Source organism: Pseudomonas sp. R1-15, assembly GCF_051132085.1.
Classification (GTDB): Bacteria; Pseudomonadota; Gammaproteobacteria; order Pseudomonadales; family Pseudomonadaceae; genus Aquipseudomonas.
In genome coordinates, this window is record NZ_CP071660.1 from 3,336,229 (window position 1) to 3,354,862 (window position 18,634).

Consider the following 18,634-nt stretch of genomic DNA (forward strand, 5'->3'; position numbering starts at 1 on the left):
GCGATGAAACTCAACCGACAGAACCTGCACAACCTCAACGCCGAGGTCGCCCTGCCCGCTTACAACATGGGCGACCGCCGCCAGGGCATCGCCCACATCGGCGTCGGCGGTTTCCACCGTGCGCACCAGGCGTATTACACCGATGCGTTGATGAACACCGGCGAAGGCCTCGACTGGGCGATCTGCGGCGTCGGCCTGCGGGCGGAAGATCGCCGGGCCCGGGATGATCTGGCTGGCCAGGACCACCTGTTCACCCTGTATGAACTGGGCGATACCGACGACACCGAAGTCCGGGTCATCGGCGCGATCGCCGACATGCTGTTGGCCGAGGATGGCGCCCAGGCGTTGATCGACAAACTGGCCGACCCGCAGATCCGCATCGTCTCGCTGACGATCACCGAGGGTGGTTATTGCATTGACGACAGCAACGGCGAATTCATGGCCCATCTGCCGCAGATCCAGCACGACCTGGCCCATCCGGACGAACCGCACACCGTGTTCGGCTTCCTCTGCGCCGCGCTGGCCAAACGCCGGGCTACAGGGACGCCGGCGTTCACCCTGATGTCCTGCGATAACCTGCCCCACAACGGCGCCGTCACGCGCAAGGCAATGCTGGCGTTTGCCACGTTGCGAGACCCCGGACTGAAACAATGGATCGAGCAGAACGTGAGCTTCCCCAACGCCATGGTCGATCGCATCACCCCGATGACCAGCAGCGCCCACCGCTTGCAGCTGCACGACGAGCATGGCATCGACGACGCTTGGCCAGTGGTGTGCGAACCCTTTGTGCAATGGGTGCTGGAGGACAAGTTCGTCAATGGTCGCCCGGCCTGGGAGAAGGTCGGTGTGCAGTTCACCGATGACGTTTCGCCCTATGAAGAGATGAAGATCAAGCTGCTCAATGGCAGTCATCTCGCGTTGACGTACCTGGGTTTCCTCAAGGGGTATCGTTTCGTCCACGAAACCATGAACGACCCGTTGTTCGTGCGTTACATCCGCGCCTACATGGACCTGGACGTGACGCCACAACTGGCCCCCGTGCCGGGCATCGACCTGACGGAATACAAGGACACCCTGGTGGAGCGCTTCTCCAACCAGGCCATCGCCGACCAGTTGGAACGGGTGTGTTCGGATGGCTCGTCGAAATTTCCCAAATTCACCGTGCCGACCATCAACCGCCTGATCGCCGACGGCGGCCAGACCCGCCGCGCGGCGCTGGTGGTGGCGGCCTGGGCTGTTTACCTCAAAGGGGTAGATGAAAATGGCACGACCTATACGATCCCCGATCCACGCGCGGCGTTCTGCCAGGCGCTGGTGGCCGACGACGCGCTGGTGACCCAGAGAATGCTTGCAGTGGAAGAAATTTTTGGCACGGCCATCCCCCGTTCGCCCGAGTTCGTGGCAGCATTCGAATGGTGCTGCAACAGCTTGCGCGAGCAAGGGGTGACCAAGACGCTGGAGCGAGTGCTGGCTGATCAAGGCTAGATGCAACCCGCATTCGTGGCGAGGGAGCTTGCTCCCGCTGGGTTGCGAAGCGACCCCCTGGGTTTGTCAGATTCACCGCGTTGCCTGGGTGGGGCTGCTGCGCAGCCCAGCGAGAGCAAGCTCCCTCGCCACAGGTAAGCCGTTAACCGCAGGTATTGTATCGACTGTTCTTTTGACCCGAGGATTTCCATGGCAAACCAACAACTGTTCCTGGGCATCGACTGCGGCACCCAAGGCACCAAGGCGCTGATCCTCGATTCGATCAGCGGCCAGGTACTCGGCCAGGGCGCCGCCGCCCACGACATGATCAGCGGTGCCAACGGCCGCCGGGAACAAGACACCCGGCAATGGCTCGACGCGTTCACCCAGGCCACTCGGCAAGCGCTGGCGGATGCAAAGGTCGATGGCCAGTCGATTCTCGGCATCGGCGTCTCCGGCCAGCAGCACGGCCTGGTATTGCTCGATGAGCAGGGCCAGGTACTGCGCCCGGCAAAACTGTGGTGCGATACCGAGACGACCGCGGAAAACGATCGTCTCCTGGCGCATCTCGGCGGTGAAGAAGGCAGCCTGGAACGCCTCGGCGTGGTGATTGCGCCGGGCTACACGGTGTCCAAACTGCTCTGGACCCGGGAACAGCACCCGCAGGTATTCGAGCGAACCGCCAGCATCCTGCTGCCCCACGACTTCCTCAACTACTGGCTTACCGGGCGCCATTGCAGCGAGTATGGCGATGCCTCGGGCACCGGCTACTTCAACGTCCGTACCCGCCAATGGGATCGCGCGCTGCTGCGCCATATCGACCCCAGCGGCCGGCTGGAATCGGCCTTGCCCGAGCTGATCGAGGCCCATCAGCCAGTCGGCAGGATCCTGCCCGAGATCGCCGCACACCTGGGCCTCAACCCCGACGCGGTGGTCGCCAGTGGCGGCGGCGACAACATGATGGGCGCCATCGGCACCGGCAACATCCAGCCCGGCGTGATCACCATGAGCCTCGGTTCCTCCGGCACGGTGTATGCGTATGCCGCCGAGCCCGTGGTCAGCCCGCAAGCATCCGTGGCGACGTTCTGTTCGTCGAGCGGCGGCTGGCTGCCGTTGATCTGCACCATGAACCTGACCAACGCCACCGGAGCGCTGCGCGAGCTGCTGGAACTGGACATCGATACGTTCAATACCCTGATAACCCAGGCACCGATCGGTGCCGAGGGCGTGTGCATGTTGCCGTTCCTCAATGGCGAACGCGTCCCCGCCCTGCCCCATGCCACCGGCAGCCTGCTGGGCCTGACGACCACCAACCTGACCCGGGCCAACCTCTGCCGCGCGGTGGTCGAAGGCACGACCTTCGGCCTGCGCTATGGCCTCGACCTGCTCCGTGCCAACGGGCTCAAGGCCCAGAGCATTCGCCTGATCGGCGGCGGTTCGAAGAGCCCGGTCTGGCGACAGATCGTCGCCGACATCATGGACACTACCGTCATTTGCACCGAACAGAGCGAAGCCGCTGCCCTGGGCGGGGCGATCCAGGCGGCGTGGTGTCATGGCGCCGGGCAAACATCCCTGGCCGACCTGTGCGAGCGCTGCGTCAAACTCGACCCGGCCAGCGAAACCCGGCCCGTCGCCGCACACGTAGCGGCGTCACAACAAGCCTACGAACGTTACCGGCAACACGTCGCAACCCTTTGAGAGCAGGCAATTATGTATCTGGTATGTGGTGAAGCGCTGTTTGATTTCTTCAGCGCAAACGAAGCGCAGACTCCGGCTTCGCAAGTTAACTTCAAGGCGCTCGCCGGTGGCTCACCGTTCAACGTGGCGGTGGGTTTGCGTCGACTGGGGATCGAGTCGGCGCTGTTCACCGGGCTGTCCACCGACTATCTGGGCCGGCGCTTGAAACAGGTGCTGGTGGACGAAGGCGTCAGCATTCAATTTGCCCAGGACTTCGAGGCCCCTACCACCCTGGCCATGGTCGCTGTCGGCGCCAACGGCTCGCCCCACTACAGCTTCCGTGGCGAAGGCTGCGCAGACCGGCAACTGCGCGTGGAGCATTTGCCGACGCTGGGCCCGCAAGTGCGCGGCCTGCATGTGGGTTCGTTCTCATTGGTGGTGCAACCAGTGGGCGATACGCTGCTGGCACTGGTACAACGCGAAAGCGGCCGACGCCTCATCAGCCTCGACCCTAACGTGCGGCTCAATCCGCAGCCAGACATCGAGTTGTGGCGTTCACGGATCGCGACGCTGGTGGAATACGCCGACCTGATCAAGGTCAGCGATGAGGACCTGAGCCTGCTCTACCCTGACCGGGACCCACATGAAGTGATTGGGGGCTGGCTGGAGCACCGCTGTCAGTTGGCCTTCCTCACCCGTGGCGGCCAGGGCGCAACGGTGTTCAGCCGTCAGCATGGCGTATGGTCGCTTCCCGCCTGCCCGGTCCAGATTGCCGATACGGTGGGCGCGGGCGACACGTTCCAGGCTGCGCTGATCGCTTGGCTGACCGAGCAGCAGTTGGATGATGTGCAGGGTTTGCATTCGCTGAGCGCGGAGCAGATCGGGGAGATGCTGCATTTCGCCATGCGCGCCGCGGCACTGACGTGCGGCAAAGTCGGGCCAGACCTGCCCTATCGGCAGCAATTGGTCTAGGAAAAATCGAAAGCTGGACGCCGGGTTCGAACAATATCGGACCCGGTCGTCAGGTTTGCAAAGGTCGGGCGGTGCTTAACGCCCGCTCATCCGGTGTTGCTGGTGGAAATAGTTCCCGTGGCCGTGACCCTGGCCACGGTCGAGTTCGGTACGCAGTTCCGCAATCAGATCGTTAATGGCGCGGCAGCCGGTGAGCTTGGTGGCGTCAATATCGCTCTTGACCAACGCCACGCGGTCGGTCTGGTGGTCGTCGTAGATTTTAACGGTCATGGACAGATCAGGTGACAAGGTGCATTGCGAGCGTTTGGGCAGCAGGCTGCTTTCAATGATGTTTCGCATTTCGAGGGCAGATAAAAACATGGCAACTCTCTCCTTTTGAGGCAGCCAATTCATGTTCACGACGGCGGTATTTTCGTCCGATTCTTCCCTGCGGACAGGACTTCGAATGCCGTGCCGTTCGTTCATTTTGGCGTTTTCTGGTGTTGGAGCCCGTCATCGGACTCGGGTATCAACTCGCAAAAAATATGCCCGTAAATCAGTACAGCGACACTGTTACAAATCAATTACTTAGCAGTCAGGTCCAACGCAACGGCCATGCAAAATGCAAGGAAACGGTGTTTTATCCATGCAAACTGCATCGCGCCGCTCAACTTGCCAGGCTGGAGATTAGCCACTATTTCGACTTCACGGGCGGGCACCCGTCGGCTACTTCAAAAAATATGGTGCGCGGGAGCACCTCAAGACGCAGCCATTGCCGCGCGCTCTGCCACGTGGCCCAAGCTGTCGAAGTTGATGTTTGCGCCAGAGTTGATCGCCACCAGTGTCTGGCCCTGCGCTCCGCTGTCCGTCACGTAGCGCTTGATCCCCGCCACCGCCAGGGCGCCGGATGGCTCGGTGATCGAGCGGGTGTCGTCATAGATATCCCGGATCGCGCCGCAGAGCTGGTCGTTGCTGACGGTGATCACTTCATCGACGCAGAAACGACAGATATCGAAGCCATGGGCGCCGATCTGCGCGACAGCCACGCCGTCGGCGAACGTGCCGACGCTCGCTAGCGTCACCCGCTCCCCTGCTGCCAGTGCGGCCTGGAGGCATGCGGAGTGTTCCGACTCGACGCCAATGATGCGCACCTCCGGACGCAGGTATTTGACGTAAGCCGCCACCCCGGCAATCAAGCCGCCACCGCCGACCGGAACAAAGATGGCATCCAGCTGACCTGGATGCTGGCGCAGGATCTCCATCGCGACGGTTCCCTGCCCGGCGATGACTTGCGGGTCATCGAACGGCGAGACGAATTCCCGCCCGGTCTGCCGAGCCAGGTCCAGGGCGAATTCCAGGGCGAATGGAAAACTCTCACCGTGCAGCAACGCTTCGGCCCCGCGACTGCGCACGCCCAGTACTTTCAGTTGTGGCGTCGTGCGCGGCATGACAATGCACGCCGATATACCCAACGCTTGAGCCGTCAGCGCCACGCCTTGGGCGTGGTTGCCCGCCGATGCGGTGATCACGCCACGGCTGCGTTGCTCGGGGGTCAGTTGCACGAGCTTGTTATAAGCGCCGCGGATCTTGAACGAGAACGTCGGTTGCAGGTCCTCGCGCTTGAGCAGAATCCGATTGCCCAAGGCCTGGGACAGCGCCGCAGCCGCTTGCAGCGGCGTGGGCACCGCCAGTTCGTACACCGCAGCGGCAAGGATCTTCTTGACGTAGTGCTCCAGTAGCGTCTGCTCGGGGCTGGTTGGGGTCATGGCGGTCTCCTGGTCGGGTAAAGCCCTGGAGACAGAAAGAAAAAACCCGCCTCTAGGGCGGGTTGGGTGCAGTCGTCAGCTAGCCCGCCAGATAAGGAATGGCGGTAATAATGCTTGGCTGGCTGCGCAGTACGGTGGAAGTCATGGTTGGAAACTAGCCGCGAGGGAACGGGAAGTCAACGGAAATCCCCGGCCTCCGTGATCCTCGGACGCTTTTGATGCTGTGGCGAGGGAGCTTGCTCCCGCTGGGTTGCGAAGCAACCCCAAGATCGGACACTCGGTGTGTCAGGCTCATCGCGTTGCCTGCATGGGGCTGCCACGCAGCCCAGCGGGAGCAAGCTCCCTCGCCACAAAAAGCTTCATGACATGCTTATTGCTTCAGCCCGACCTTGTACAGCGCACCGTCATCGTCGTCTGTCAGCACATAGAGGAAACCATCCGGCCCCTGGCGAACGTCGCGGATCCGCTCCTTGAGCTCGCCGAGCAAACGTTCTTCATGGACAACCTTGTCGCCGTCGAACTCCAGGCGAATCAGGTCCCTGGAAACCAGCGCCCCGACAAACGCGTTGCGTTGCCAGGCCTTGAACCGGTCATTGTCGTAGAACGCCATGCCGCTGAGCCCTGGCGATACCTGCCAGACGTGATGGGGGCCGACCGTACCCTTCGCGGTCTTGCCTTGGGCCTCGGGAATCGGCGCGCCGGAATAGTTGTCGCCGTGAGTCGCCAACGGCCAGCCATAGTTCTTGCCGCGCTCGATGATGTTCAGCTCGTCACCGCCCTTGGGGCCATGCTCATTCTCCCAGAGCGTGCCATTCCAGGGATTGAGCGCGGCGCCTTGGGGATTGCGCAAGCCGTAGGACCAGATCTCGGGACGGACGTTTTTCTGTCCCACGAAAGGGTTGTCGTCCGGCACCTTGCCGTCGGGATAGATCCGCACGATCTTGCCTTGCAGCTTGTCCAGGTCCTGTGCGGTCGGACGGTCGTTGTTTTCGCCCAGGGTGATGAACAGATAGCCGTCCCGGTCGAATACCAGGCGCGAACCGAAATGGTTGCCCGTCGAGAGTTTGGGTTGCTGGCGGAAAATTACATCGAAGTTGTCCAGGCGCGTCATGTCGCTGGACAACTGCCCACGGCCCACCGCCGTGCCGGCCTTGCCATCCTCGCCCGCCTCGCCCGCCTCGCCCGCCTCGGCATACGACAGGTAGACGGTGCGATCCTGTTTGAAGTCCGGAGACAGCACAACATCCAGCAAACCACCCTGCCCCTTGGCCCAGACCTCGGGAACCCCGCTCAACGGTGCAGACAATTTCCCGTCGGCCTTCACCCATCGCAGGTTACCGGGACGCTCCGTGACCAGCATGCCCTGCTGCTCCGGCAGGAACGCCACGGACCAGGGCCGCTCCAGCCCCCGGGTGACCGTGGTGACTTCGACGGTGCCATCCTCGGCCTTGAATTGCTGGACTGGCGCGGCAGAGGCCGGCGCTGAAAGGGCCAGGACAGCGCTGGCGCAAAGTGTTGCCAGGAATGTTTTACGCAACATGCACACTTCCTTCTGTGGTGGTGTTGATCGGCACGGTGTCTCAACGATTGCCGTTATTGGTGTGCCGGGGAGGCGTCGGCGCCTCGATGGTGGGGCGTGGCGACCCCGATGGCGGCCCGGAACGCGGGTAGCCGTTGCCGATGCCGCCATTCTCCAGGGTCGGCGGTCGGGGAACCGGAACCGTCGGGTTGTTCCGTAGGCCTGGCACGTTGGGCTGGGTGCCCTGCATGCTGTTCGGGTTGGCCCGGCGAATCGGACTGTTGTAGGGATTGTTGTTGCCCGGCAGGCTCTGCGCCACGAGTACTGGATCGGCGCCGGGCGTAGCCGCCTGGGCAGTGGCTGCCGTCAGCAGCACCAAGATGGCGAGTATCAGCCTGTTCATCGAGACCTTCCTGATTTCATGGGTACGGCACCCGCATTTCGAAAACACGCTACGCCGCAGGTTCGCCGTTGTTAAGCAAAATATCCTCACGAAGATGTAACCAGGCGTCTCCAACTCAGCGCCCCTGGAGGACCCCAACCGCAGCCAGCCGGCGCCCAATGGAAACTTTTCCAGAGACCCAAGGGTCACCAGAGAGACTATTCACCGGCAAGGAAAACTCCACCATGGCACGGGCTATCTGGAAAGGCGCAATCAGTTTCGGGCTGGTCCACATTCCCGTGGCCCTGGTGTCAGCCACCGCGTCCCAGGGCGTGGATTTCGACTGGCTGGACAAACGCAGCATGGACCCGGTGGGCTACAAGCGGGTCAACAAGGTTACCGGCAAGGAGGTGACCAAGGACGACATCGTCAAAGGCGTGGAATACCAGAAAGGCCAATACGTGCTGATCAGCGAAGAGGAGATTCGCGCCGCCCACCCCAAGTCCACCCAGACCATCGACATCTTTTCCTTCGTCGACAGCGAGAAGATCCCCCTGCAGAACATCGAAAAGCCGTATTTCCTCGCACCTGACAAACGTGGTGGCAAGGTCTACGCCCTGCTGCGCGAAACCCTGCTCAAGACCAACAAAGTCGCGCTGGCGAATGTGGTGATGCATACCCGCCAGCACCTGGCCGCGCTGATGCCCTTGGAATCGGCCTTGGTGCTGGTGCTGCTGCGCTGGCCCGCCGAAGTCCGCGAACTCGACGTCCTGGAACTGGGCGACGAAGTCACCAACCCGACGCTGGCGAAGGGCGAACTGGACATGGCCAAACGGCTGGTGGAAGACATGAGTGGCGACTGGGAACCCCAGGAATACCGTGACAGTTTCCAGGAAAAGATCATGGAACTGGTGGAGAAAAAAGCCACCGAAGGCCGGCTCGAAGCGGTGGAAACCGACCCCGGCGAAGAACAGCGCAAAACCGCCGACGTTATCGACCTCACCGAGCTGCTCAAGCGCAGCCTCGGCGGCAAGGGCAAGACGGCGGAAAAGCCTGCCGAAAAGCCTGCGGCAAAATCGACCAAGACGCGCAAATCCGCTCCTGCTAAAAAAGCCACCAAGGCCTCCCGGGGCTAACCCCCGGGCGCCTGTAATACAAGGGAATCTGTCATGGCCAAGGCCGAGAGTGAATATGCCCGCCTGTCCGCCGTGGAGGCGGATGAACCAACGACTCGTAGCCGCACTCGCCGGAATGCGCAGACCGACACGGGGCGAATCCCCGAACGTCTGTCGCCGCAATTGGCGACACCGGTGGAGCAACCGCCGGCCGGTGAGTGGCGCTATGAAGTGCAGTTTCATGGCTACCGGTTGATGGCGCGCATCCAGAACGGCGAGGTCCGGCTGTTCAATCGCCACCATGCGGACTGGACCGATCGCCTCACGCTGCACGCCGACGCCCTGGCCCAGTTGAATCTGGGCGACAGCTGGCTCGACGGCGAACTGGTGCTGCTCGATGAAACCGGGCACTCCGACTTCCCTGCCCTGCGCCAGGCCTTCGAGATCGGCCGCAGCGTCGACATGCTGTATTTCCTTTTCGACGCACCGTTTCTCAATGGCGTCGACCTGCGCGACAAACCGGTTGAAGAACGCCGCGCCGCCTTGAAAAATGCGCTCAAGAGCAACGCCAGCAAGCGCCTGCGGTTCTCCGAGGCGTTTTCCGCCAGCCAGCATGACATCTTCGAAAGCGCCAGCGCCCTGTCACTGGACAGCGTGGTTGGCAAGCGTCTGGGCAGCCCTTATGCCTCGGGACGGAACGCCGATTGGGTCAAACTCAAATGTCGGCTGCGCCAATGCTTCGTCATCGTCGGGTTCACCCGCCCGCAAGGCACGCGCAACGGCTTCGGCGCACTGTTGCTGGCGGTCAACGGGCCGTCGGGGCTGGTCTATGCCGGCCGGGTCGGCACGGGCTTCAGCCAATCCCAACTCAAACAACTGCATGAACAGCTATGTGCCTTGGAACGTGAAACGTCGCCACTCGACCAGCCGCTCAAAGGCGCACCGGCGCGCGGCGTGCATTGGGTCGAGCCGACGCAGGTCTGCGAAATCGAATTTGCCGAATGGACCCGCGACGGGCTGGTGCGTCAGGCGGTGTTCCTCGATCTGCCCGGCGACCGGCAGGTCAGTCGGGTGACGCGTGAACAACCCATGCCCATCAAAGCCACGCCCGCCAAGCCCAAACGCCGCGGCAAGGCCGACACCGCGAAAGTCGACGGCGTGGTCATCACCCACCCGGACCGCGTCGTCGACAGCGTCAGCGGTGTGCAGAAAGCCGAACTGGCCCAGTATTACCTGGACATCGCCCCCTGGATCCTGCCGCATCTCAAGTTGCGGCCGGTCTCCCTTGTACGGGCGCCGGAAGGGATTGGCGAGGAGCTGTTTTTTCAGAAGCACGCCGATCGCCTGGAAATCCCCCATATCAGGCAACTCGATCCGGCGCTGGACCCGGGCCATGCGGCTTTGATGGAAATCGACAGCATCCATGCCCTGGTCGGCGCGGCGCAGATGGGCGCGGTGGAACTGCACACCTGGACGGCGACCCATGACCGGATCGAGACGCCCGATCTGTTTGTGCTGGACCTGGACCCGGATCCGTCGTTGCCCTGGAACGCCATGCTCGACGCGACGCGCATGACCCTGTCAGTACTCGACGAACTGGGTTTGCAGGGGTTTCTCAAGACCAGCGGCGGCAAAGGCATGCACGTCATCGTGCCGCTGGCGCGAAGCGAGGGGTGGGACGTCACCAAGGCCTTTGCCAAGGCCATATCGCAGTTCCTGACCCGGCAGATGCCGCAACGGATCACCGCGACCATGGGCCCGAAAAACCGCGTGGGCAAGGTCTTTATTGACTACCTGCGCAACGCCCGTGGTGCCAGTACCGTCGCCGCTTATTCGGTGCGTGCCCGGCCGGGCCTGCCGGTTTCGATACCGATCGCCCGGGACGAACTCGCCGGCCTGCGCAACGCGCAGCAATGGGATATCCATACCGCGCTGGAACGGGCCAAGGGCCTGGGCGCCGATCCGTGGGAAGGCTACAACCATCGCCAACGGATCACGGCGAAGATGTGGGAACAGTTGGAGGCTGAAAAACCGGGCGGCTGAACCATTCAGATCCAGATGAAGATCGCCAACAGGCCGCCAAAGAACGCCCATTTCTGCAGATAATACAGCTTGCGATTGCGCTTTTTCAGCGCTTTGCCTTGCAGGCGGATCTTGTACAGCCGGGAAAACGCCCGGTTCAGGCCACCGGTCCGGTCCCCGGCGTCATTCGGCGCGCCAGCAGCGGCCATCACGGTACGGCTGAACCAGCGATTGAAGGCGGTGGCCCAACGAAATCTCATCGGCCGCTCCACGTCGCAGAACAGGATGATGCGGTTCTGCGCCGTGGTGTTCTCGGCGTAGTGGATGAATGTTTCGTCGAACACCACCGCCTCGCCGTCGCGCCAGTGATAGGCCTCGCCGTCGACATCGATGTAGCAGCCGGCGTCGTTGGGTGTCTGCAGCCCCAGGTGGTAGCGATAAGACCCGGCATACGGATCGCGATGACGCACCAGCTTCGAACCCGGCGGCAGCTCGGCGAACATCGCGGCCTTGATCGAGCCGATGCTCTGCACCAGTTCGGTGGTGCGCGGGCACAGCTTCATCGCCGAGGGATGGCTGTTGCCATACCACTTCAGGTAGAAGCGCTTCCAGCCAGTCTTGAAAAACGAGTTGAAGCCCACGTCGTCATATTGATCGGAGCGCTTGATCTCCCCCGCTTGCAGCAGGCTCTGGCCTTCAGCGCGGATCTCTTCCCAATGGACCTGCAAGGGGCTCAGGTCGGGAAACTGGGCCGGGCTCAGGAAAGGCCTGTTGGGCAGTTTCGAACACAGGTAGAGCAGGCAATTGATCGGCGCAAGGAAGGATGAGTGATCGCTCAACTGGCGCCCGAGTTTATGCCGCACGCGCCCGCGCAGGTGCACATAGCCAATGGAAAGTACGTAGATTGCGACAATAATGAGCTTCACGGATTTGGTCAGGGTCCAGAAGTGAACAGGCTGCTTCTCCGGGGCCAGCCAAGCGGCAAGGGAGATGGCGTAGAGTGAGATGGCATTTTAGCCACAGTTGCCGATTTAAAGTTATCCCTGCGTTGTGAAAAACTGTCTTGCCTGGGTTACACCCTATCGTTAACGCGGCCAGATCAGTACAATCGCCGCCAACTATCAAGCGCCCCCTCTGGCTGACACCGGCAATCCCGGCTTCGGCGCATATCCACTCGGGCCAGGCGCTCCGTATGCAGCTGTCCTCTATATGCCGGATGGACCCTTGCGCCAGTGATCGCCAAGCCGCTTGCGCGGTCGGGACTTGCGCAAACAGGTACTGAACAGGTACTGCCGCACCCTTAGCTACTCTGAATGTTCCGCAGGATAAACCTTTGATCTCTACAGCTAACATCACGATGCAGTTCGGCGCCAAGCCACTGTTCGAAAACGTCTCTGTCAAGTTCGGCGCGGGTAACCGCTACGGCCTGATCGGCGCCAACGGTTGCGGCAAGTCGACCTTCATGAAAATCCTCGGCGGCGACCTCGAGCCGTCCGGCGGCCAGGTGATGCTCGAGCCGAACGTGCGCCTGGGTAAACTTCGCCAGGATCAGTTCGCCTACGAAGAATTCACCGTGATCGACACCGTGATCATGGGTCACGAAGAGCTGTGGAAGGTCAAGGCCGAGCGCGACCGCATCTATTCGCTGCCGGAAATGACCGAAGAAGACGGCATGGCCGTGGCTGAGCTGGAAACCGAATTTGCCGAGATGGACGGCTACACCGCCGAATCTCGCGCCGGTGAACTGCTGTTGGGCCTGGGGATTGGCATCGAGCAGCATTTCGGTCCGATGAGCGAAGTGTCGCCAGGCTGGAAACTGCGTGTGCTGCTGGCCCAGGCGCTGTTCTCCGACCCGGAAGTGCTGCTGCTCGACGAGCCGACCAACCACCTGGATATCAACACCATCCGCTGGCTGGAAAACGTACTGACCCAGCGTTCGAGCCTGATGATCATCATCTCCCACGACCGTCACTTCCTGAACAGTGTCTGCACCCACATGGCGGACCTGGACTACGGCGAGCTGCGCCTGTTCCCGGGCAACTACGACGAGTACATGACCGTGGCGACCCAGTCCCGCGAGCAACTGCTGTCGGACAACGCCAAGAAGAAAGCACAGATTTCCGAACTGCAGTCGTTCGTCAGCCGTTTCTCGGCCAACGCCTCGAAAGCCAAGCAGGCCACCTCCCGCGCCAAGCAGATCGACAAGATCCAGCTGGCCGAGGTCAAGCCATCGAGCCGCGTCAGTCCGTTCATCCGTTTCGAGCAGACCAAGAAGCTGCACCGCCAGGCGGTCATCGTCGAACGCATGGCCAAGGGCTTCGACGGCAAGCCGCTGTTCAAGGATTTCAGCTTCACCGTCGAAGCCGGTGAGCGCGTGGCGATCATTGGCCCGAACGGCATCGGCAAGACCACCTTGCTGCGCACCCTGGTCAATGAACTGGAACCGGATGCCGGTACCGTGAAATGGACCGACGCCGCGGAACTGGGCTACTACGCCCAGGACCACGCCCATGACTTCGAGGATGACGTCAACCTGTTCGACTGGATGGGCCAGTGGACCCAGGGTGGCGAGCAGCTGGTTCGTGGCACCTTGGGCCGCATGCTGTTTTCCAACGACGAGATCCTCAAGTCGGTCAAGGTCATCTCCGGTGGTGAACAAGGCCGCATGCTGTTCGGCAAGCTGATCCTGCAAAAGCCGAACGTGCTGGTGATGGACGAACCGACCAACCACCTGGACATGGAATCCATCGAAGCGCTGAACCTGGCGCTGGAAAACTATCCGGGCACGTTGATCTTCGTCAGCCACGACCGTGAGTTCGTGTCGTCCCTGGCAACCCGCATCATCGAGCTCAGCGCCGACGGCGTGGTCGACTTCAGCGGCACCTATGACGACTACCTGCGCAGCCAGGGCGTGTTGTTCTAAAACAACTGCAAGCTTCAAGCTGAAAGCTGCAAGTAAAAGCCCTGTCCATGTGATGGGGCTTTTTCATTCCTACAGCAAACACAACACCCTGTGGGAGCGAGCCTGCTCGCGAAGAGGCCATCGCTGTCGGCATCTGATTGCCTGACACACCGCCTTCGCGAGCAGGCTCGCTCCCACAATGGCCCTGTCCCCATATCAAAGTGGGTGACCTAGCTGACTATGAAGCTATCATTGATGGCGAACCGTTAGCCTGCTTCCTTTTCTCCCCCGCACGCGCCATGATGAAGCACTCTTACCGCTGCCCGCGAACGAGCCGCCATGCCAACGCCCCAGCCCGTTTCCAGTTCCCTGTCGATCACCTTGCAGATCGTCTCCATCGTTTTTTATACCTTCATCGCCTTCCTCTGCATCGGCCTGCCGATTGCCGTGTTGCCTGGGTATGTCCATGAGCAACTGGGCTTCAGCGCGGTGGTGGCCGGGCTGACCATTGGCTCGCAGTATCTGGCGACCTTGCTCAGCCGGCCCATGGCCGGGCGACTGTCGGACAATGTCGGCACCAAGCGGGCGATCGTCTACGGCCTGGTGGGCATCCTGCTCAGTGGCGTGCTAACGCTGTTGTCGACGCTGCTGCAAAGCTTTCCGTTGCCCAGCCTGGTGATCCTGATTGCCGGGCGTTTGCTGCTCGGGGTCGCCCAAGGCCTGATCGGCGTCGGTACCATCAGCTGGTGCATGGGACAGGTCGGCGTGGAGCACACCGCCCGTTCGATCTCCTGGAACGGCATCGCTTCCTATGGTGCCATCGCCATCGGCGCACCGCTGGGGGTGGTCATGGTCGGCGGCCTGGGCTTCGCCAGCCTGGGCATCGCCTTGTCGTTATTGGCCGGCGGCGCATTGCTGCTGATTCGCAACAAACCCTCGGTGCCGGTCGTTCGCGGCGAGCGCCTGCCCTTCTGGGCCGTGTTCGGACGCATTGCACCGTTCGGGACGAGCCTGTGCCTGGCCTCGATCGGCTATGGCACCCTGACTACCTTCATCACCCTGTTCTACCTCAGCCGAGGCTGGACCGGCGCCGCCTGGTGCCTGACCGTTTTCGGCATCTGCTTCATCCTGTCACGGTTGCTGTTCATCTCCAGCATCGCCCGTTTCGGTGGCTTCAGTTCGGCCATTGTCTGCATGAGCATCGAGACCCTGGGCCTGGTGCTGCTGTGGCTGGCGCCCTCCACCGCATTCGCCTTGGTCGGCGCGGGGCTGGCGGGCTTCGGGTTGTCGCTGGTGTACCCGGCGCTGGGCGTGGAGGCCATCAAGCAGGTGCCCAACAGCAGCCGCGGCGCCGGCTTGAGTGCCTATGCGGTGTTCTTTGACCTGGCACTGGCGATTGCCGGACCGTTGATGGGCGCGGTGGCATTGAACCTTGGCTATTCGTCGATCTTTTTCTTCGCCGCCTTGCTGTCGATCATCGGCCTGGGCCTGACGCTCGTGTTGCGTCGGCGAGCCGAAAGCCCGCATCACTGATCGGCGGTCCGCAGGCCCGCACGGGTCGGCTTTCCCAGTGCCTGGCTGAAGAAGCGACTGGCTTCGGTGATCATGGTGCGGTGGATGTCCTTGCGATCAACGCCGTCGGCATCGGTGCACAGCGCCGGCATCGCCGCGATCTGCTCGTCCGTACAGGGCGCCATGAAAACAAAGTGCCCGGCCCCGGCCAACGTCTTGAAATCCGGCGCGGTAGGCAGCTTGCGCGCCAGGGCCGCGGCGTTCTTGTCGAAAGCCACCAGTTTGTCGCCGTCGCCGCTATAGAGCAGCACCGGCACATGGACATCGGCCAACGTGTGCCGACCGAACTTCAAACTCAACGGCGCCATCAGCAACAGCGCGCGGACCCTGGGATCGGCCACCGGATACAGGTCATCGCGGTCGGCAATCAGCTCACCCTGGGTATTGCAGGCGTCACGGTCATCCGGTCGCTCCTGGCAATAACGGCGCAGGCGATTGAGGTCCGGCGTGGCGCCAGACAGGATGAGCGCGGTTTCGCCACCGGCCGAATAGCCGATCACGCCGACCTGCCCGGCGTTGACGAAGGGCGCCAGCATCGGGTCGTTCAGCGTCGCGGTGATGGCTTCGGAGATCTGGATCGGCCGCCCGTACAAGTTACTCAGCGTACCGAGCCGGCTGTGATCCTGGGCGTTATCGCCGGGATGAATCACCGCCACCACGACGAAGCCCTTGCGGGCCAGCGACGTGGCCAGATCATGCAGGGCCAGCGGCGTGCCGGTATTGCCATGGGACAGCATCAGCAGCGGAAACCGCCCGATGGCGATCTGTGCATCCGCCGCCGCATCGATCTGATAGCCGCCCAATAGACTGGATTGCTCCTTCGCGGTGGAGGGGTAAAACGCGATGGCATGCATCGGCTGGTGGTCCAGCGGATCAGGAAAATCCAGCTCATGAAAGCCCGCGCTCCAATGCGGATGTGGCGCCGGCGCGGCCTGCACCGAACCGAGACCGCTCACCCAGCAAAACAGCAGCAGCGCACCAAGACGCATCATCGAATAGTCCACCTTCACCCACCCACCAGGAGCCACGTCGCTCGCCGCTCCGGCCATGCACGACCTGCGCCATGTTTCCCAGCGCCAAATGCAGGAAAACCCTGCACCCCAGCCATCCGATGACGACGAGAATACAGGGTTTTCCGGAGGTTGCCCGTAGAGCTTGATGCCTCGATGCAAGCCTTACGCAGCGGCGAACTGCTGGCTGATCTGCAGCTTGGCCTCGCTGATGGCCTTGGTGCGCATGTCGTCACCGTAAGCCAGGCCTTCGGCGCGAACAAATTCGATGTCGGTGATGCCGAGGAAACCGAACATCAACCTCAGGTATTGTTCATGCCCCACGCTGCTCGGTTGACCGGCGTGCAGGCCGCCCGAGGTGGAAACGATGACCAGCTTCTTGTCGCCACACAGGCCTTCCGGGCCGGCTTCGGTGTAGCGGAAGGTCTGGCCGGCCACGGCGATACGGTCGATCCAGGCTTTGAGTTGGGTCGGGATGCTGAAGTTGTACATCGGTGCTGCGATCACCACCGCGTCGGCGGCGAGGAACTCGGCCAGGGTCGACGCGCTGAGGTCAGCTTCGTGCTGTTGAGCGGCATCGCGCAATTCGGCGCTGGTGCCGGCAGCGACCAGGGTCTGCGCGGAAAAGTGGCTGATGGCGTCAGCGGCCAGGTCACGATAGGTGACGTTGATAGCTGGCTCGGCGGCTTTCCAGGCTTGCACCAGTTCACGGCTCAGTTGGCGCGAAGCGGAGTTGTCGCCGAGGATGCTCGAATCGATGTGCAGCAGTTTCATGTGAATGCTCTCCAAGTGAGGATCGCAACCAGGCGATCAATTGAGAACAATCCTATCGATGAAGCCAATCCGAGATAAGTCTGCAAGAATGTGATGGTTCGTTCCACTGACAGGACAATCGATTCGACATGCAAGACCTTAATGACCTGTATTACTTTGCCAAGGTGGTTGAAGCCGGTGGCTTCGCGGCCGCCGGGCGCTTGCTGGGCATCCCCAAGTCACGCTTGTCACGGCGAATCGCCGAGCTCGAAGAGCGCCTTGACGCCCGACTGCTGCAACGCACCACCCGCCAGTTGAAGCTGACCGCCGTGGGTGAACGTTACCTGCGTCATTGCCAGGCCATGTTGCTGGAAGCGGAGATGGCCGACGAAGCGGTGGCGAGCATGTCCAGCGAGCCCCGTGGGCGTTTGCGGGTGTCGAGCCCGGTGGGTCTGGCGCACCAGTTCCTGCCGGTGATCATCGAAAGCTTCCTGGCAAAATACCCGCAGGTGCAGTTGGAGATGATCCTGCTCAACCGGCGCGTGGATCTGATCAGCGAGGGCATCGACGTGGCGTTGCGCGTCCGTGACCTGGGCGACGAAGACCCGCTGCTGATGACCCGGCGCTTGCGCCAGGCCCGCCTGACCCTGGTTGCCAGCCCGGTGCTCATTGAAGGAAGGCGGATCGAAACTCCGGACGACCTCAGGCAATTGCCGGTGCTGGGAGCGCTGGAGGCGGACCGTCTGGTGCATGTGCGCCTGCTCAGTACCGCAGGGCAAAGCGTCGAGCTGGCCCTGGAGGCGCGCCTGGGCATCGACGACTTTATCGTGCGCCGCGCCTGCACCCTGACAGGTCTGGGCTTTACCCTGTTGCCGAGCATGTATTGCGAAGAAGAACTGCGCGACGGTCGACTGGTGGAGCTGTTGCCTGGATGGTCATCACCGGATGGCTGGCTCCAGGCGGTCTATCCTCACCGGCGCGGCATGCTGCCGGCGGTGCGTGCGTGGATCGATCATCTGGTGGAAGCTTTTGCACAATGTGGAGACAGGACGATATGAGCTTGAGCGAAGGGGACGTCGCGCAATTCTGCCTGGGCTTGCCGGGCGCCCGGGAAGACTATAAATGGGGCGGCGTGCGAGTATTCTCGATCGCCGGCAACAAGATGTTCGCCTTGCAGAACCTGCGGGGGGATTCGTTGGCGTTCAAGGTCGACAAGGACCTGTTTCTCGGCCATTGCGACCGCCCCGGCATTCATCCGGCGCCGTACCTGGCCAGGGCCCAATGGGTCATCATGCAAGCGCCCTACCCGCTGGGCGATGAGGAGCTGCGCAGTTTGTTGCGGCGTTCCCATCAGCTGGTGGTCAGCAAGTTGCCCAAGCGCACGCAGGTTGGGTTGTTGCTGTAGCGGCTCAGCCGGGTTGCAGCCGCTGCATACCAATGTGGGAGCGAGCTTGCTCGCGATAGCGGTGCCACAGCCAGTGAAGATGTTGGATGTACCGGC

16 protein-coding genes are annotated in these 18,634 nt (G+C 62.1%); 9 read left to right on the plus strand and 7 right to left on the minus strand.

Features of this window, described 5'->3' with window-relative positions; translation table 11 throughout:
* Positions 1-3: 3 nt before the first annotated feature.
* The 3 genes from J3P97_RS14975 (at position 4) to J3P97_RS14985 (ending at position 4,113) form a co-directional block, all read left to right on the plus strand.
* Complete coding sequence (locus J3P97_RS14975) at positions 4-1,485, plus strand: mannitol dehydrogenase family protein (protein ID WP_434672111.1); 1,482 nt, start codon at positions 4-6, stop codon at positions 1,483-1,485.
* A 189-nt stretch (positions 1,486-1,674) separates the two neighbouring features.
* Positions 1,675-3,162 carry a xylulokinase gene (gene xylB, locus J3P97_RS14980; RefSeq protein WP_434672112.1) on the plus strand — a complete coding sequence of 496 codons (1,488 nt, stop codon included), beginning with the start codon at positions 1,675-1,677 and terminating at the stop codon, positions 3,160-3,162.
* A gap of 12 nt (positions 3,163-3,174) precedes the next feature.
* Positions 3,175-4,113, plus strand: coding sequence for a carbohydrate kinase family protein (locus J3P97_RS14985; RefSeq protein WP_434672113.1), 939 nt, complete (start codon positions 3,175-3,177; stop codon positions 4,111-4,113).
* A gap of 75 nt (positions 4,114-4,188) precedes the next feature.
* On the opposite strand, the gene J3P97_RS14990 is transcribed toward J3P97_RS14985, so the two are convergent.
* The 4 genes from J3P97_RS14990 to J3P97_RS15005 all read right to left on the minus strand — a co-directional run bounded on the left by J3P97_RS14990 (position 4,189) and on the right by J3P97_RS15005 (position 7,780).
* Positions 4,189-4,473, minus strand: coding sequence for a DUF1652 domain-containing protein (locus J3P97_RS14990; protein ID WP_434605157.1), 285 nt, complete (start codon positions 4,471-4,473; stop codon positions 4,189-4,191).
* A gap of 377 nt (positions 4,474-4,850) precedes the next feature.
* A complete protein-coding gene (gene ilvA / locus J3P97_RS14995) occupies positions 4,851-5,858 on the minus strand; it encodes a threonine ammonia-lyase, biosynthetic (protein WP_434672114.1) in 1,008 nt (335 codons plus the stop codon).
* Positions 5,859-6,228: 370 nt separating this feature from the next.
* On the minus strand, positions 6,229-7,398 hold the full coding sequence (locus J3P97_RS15000; protein WP_434672115.1) for a PQQ-dependent sugar dehydrogenase: 1,170 nt from the start codon (positions 7,396-7,398) through the stop codon (positions 6,229-6,231).
* Positions 7,399-7,438: 40 nt separating this feature from the next.
* Entirely contained in the window at positions 7,439-7,780 is a 342-nt protein-coding gene (locus J3P97_RS15005; protein WP_434672116.1) for a hypothetical protein, read from the minus strand.
* Positions 7,781-8,004: 224 nt separating this feature from the next.
* Here J3P97_RS15005 and J3P97_RS15010 point away from each other — a divergent pair, with 224 nt between their 5' ends.
* Both J3P97_RS15010 and ligD read left to right on the plus strand, forming a co-directional pair.
* Positions 8,005-8,895: a Ku protein gene (locus J3P97_RS15010; protein WP_434600956.1), complete on the plus strand. Its 891-nt coding sequence runs from the start codon at positions 8,005-8,007 to the stop codon at positions 8,893-8,895.
* A gap of 33 nt (positions 8,896-8,928) precedes the next feature.
* Entirely contained in the window at positions 8,929-10,917 is a 1,989-nt protein-coding gene (gene ligD, locus J3P97_RS15015) for a DNA ligase D (RefSeq protein WP_434672117.1), read from the plus strand.
* A 5-nt stretch (positions 10,918-10,922) separates the two neighbouring features.
* Here the strand turns inward: ligD and lpxO are convergent, their stop codons facing one another.
* Positions 10,923-11,822 (minus strand): lipid A hydroxylase LpxO, encoded by a 900-nt coding sequence (lpxO, locus tag J3P97_RS15020; protein ID WP_434672118.1) that lies wholly within the window; start codon positions 11,820-11,822, stop codon positions 10,923-10,925.
* 407 nt (positions 11,823-12,229) lie between these two features.
* Between lpxO and J3P97_RS15025 the strand changes: the two genes are divergently transcribed.
* Positions 12,230-13,819: an ABC-F family ATPase gene (locus J3P97_RS15025; RefSeq protein ID WP_215005954.1), complete on the plus strand. Its 1,590-nt coding sequence runs from the start codon at positions 12,230-12,232 to the stop codon at positions 13,817-13,819.
* 318 nt (positions 13,820-14,137) lie between these two features.
* Positions 14,138-15,331, plus strand: coding sequence for an MFS transporter (locus J3P97_RS15030; protein WP_434672119.1), 1,194 nt, complete (start codon positions 14,138-14,140; stop codon positions 15,329-15,331).
* On the opposite strand, the gene J3P97_RS15035 is transcribed toward J3P97_RS15030, so the two are convergent.
* A complete protein-coding gene (locus tag J3P97_RS15035) occupies positions 15,325-16,362 on the minus strand; it encodes an alpha/beta hydrolase family protein (protein WP_434573861.1) in 1,038 nt (345 codons plus the stop codon). The two genes, J3P97_RS15030 and J3P97_RS15035, sit on opposite strands and share 7 nt — an antisense overlap.
* Before the next feature lie 183 nt (positions 16,363-16,545).
* Positions 16,546-17,154, minus strand: coding sequence for an FMN-dependent NADH-azoreductase (locus J3P97_RS15040; RefSeq protein WP_305500692.1), 609 nt, complete (start codon positions 17,152-17,154; stop codon positions 16,546-16,548).
* 128 nt (positions 17,155-17,282) lie between these two features.
* Between J3P97_RS15040 and J3P97_RS15045 the strand changes: the two genes are divergently transcribed.
* Entirely contained in the window at positions 17,283-18,191 is a 909-nt protein-coding gene (locus J3P97_RS15045) for a LysR substrate-binding domain-containing protein (RefSeq protein WP_434600960.1), read from the plus strand.
* A complete protein-coding gene (locus J3P97_RS15050) occupies positions 18,188-18,538 on the plus strand; it encodes an MmcQ/YjbR family DNA-binding protein (protein WP_434600961.1) in 351 nt (116 codons plus the stop codon). Before J3P97_RS15045 ends, J3P97_RS15050 begins: the two co-directional genes overlap by 4 nt.
* Positions 18,539-18,634 lie beyond the last annotated feature (96 nt).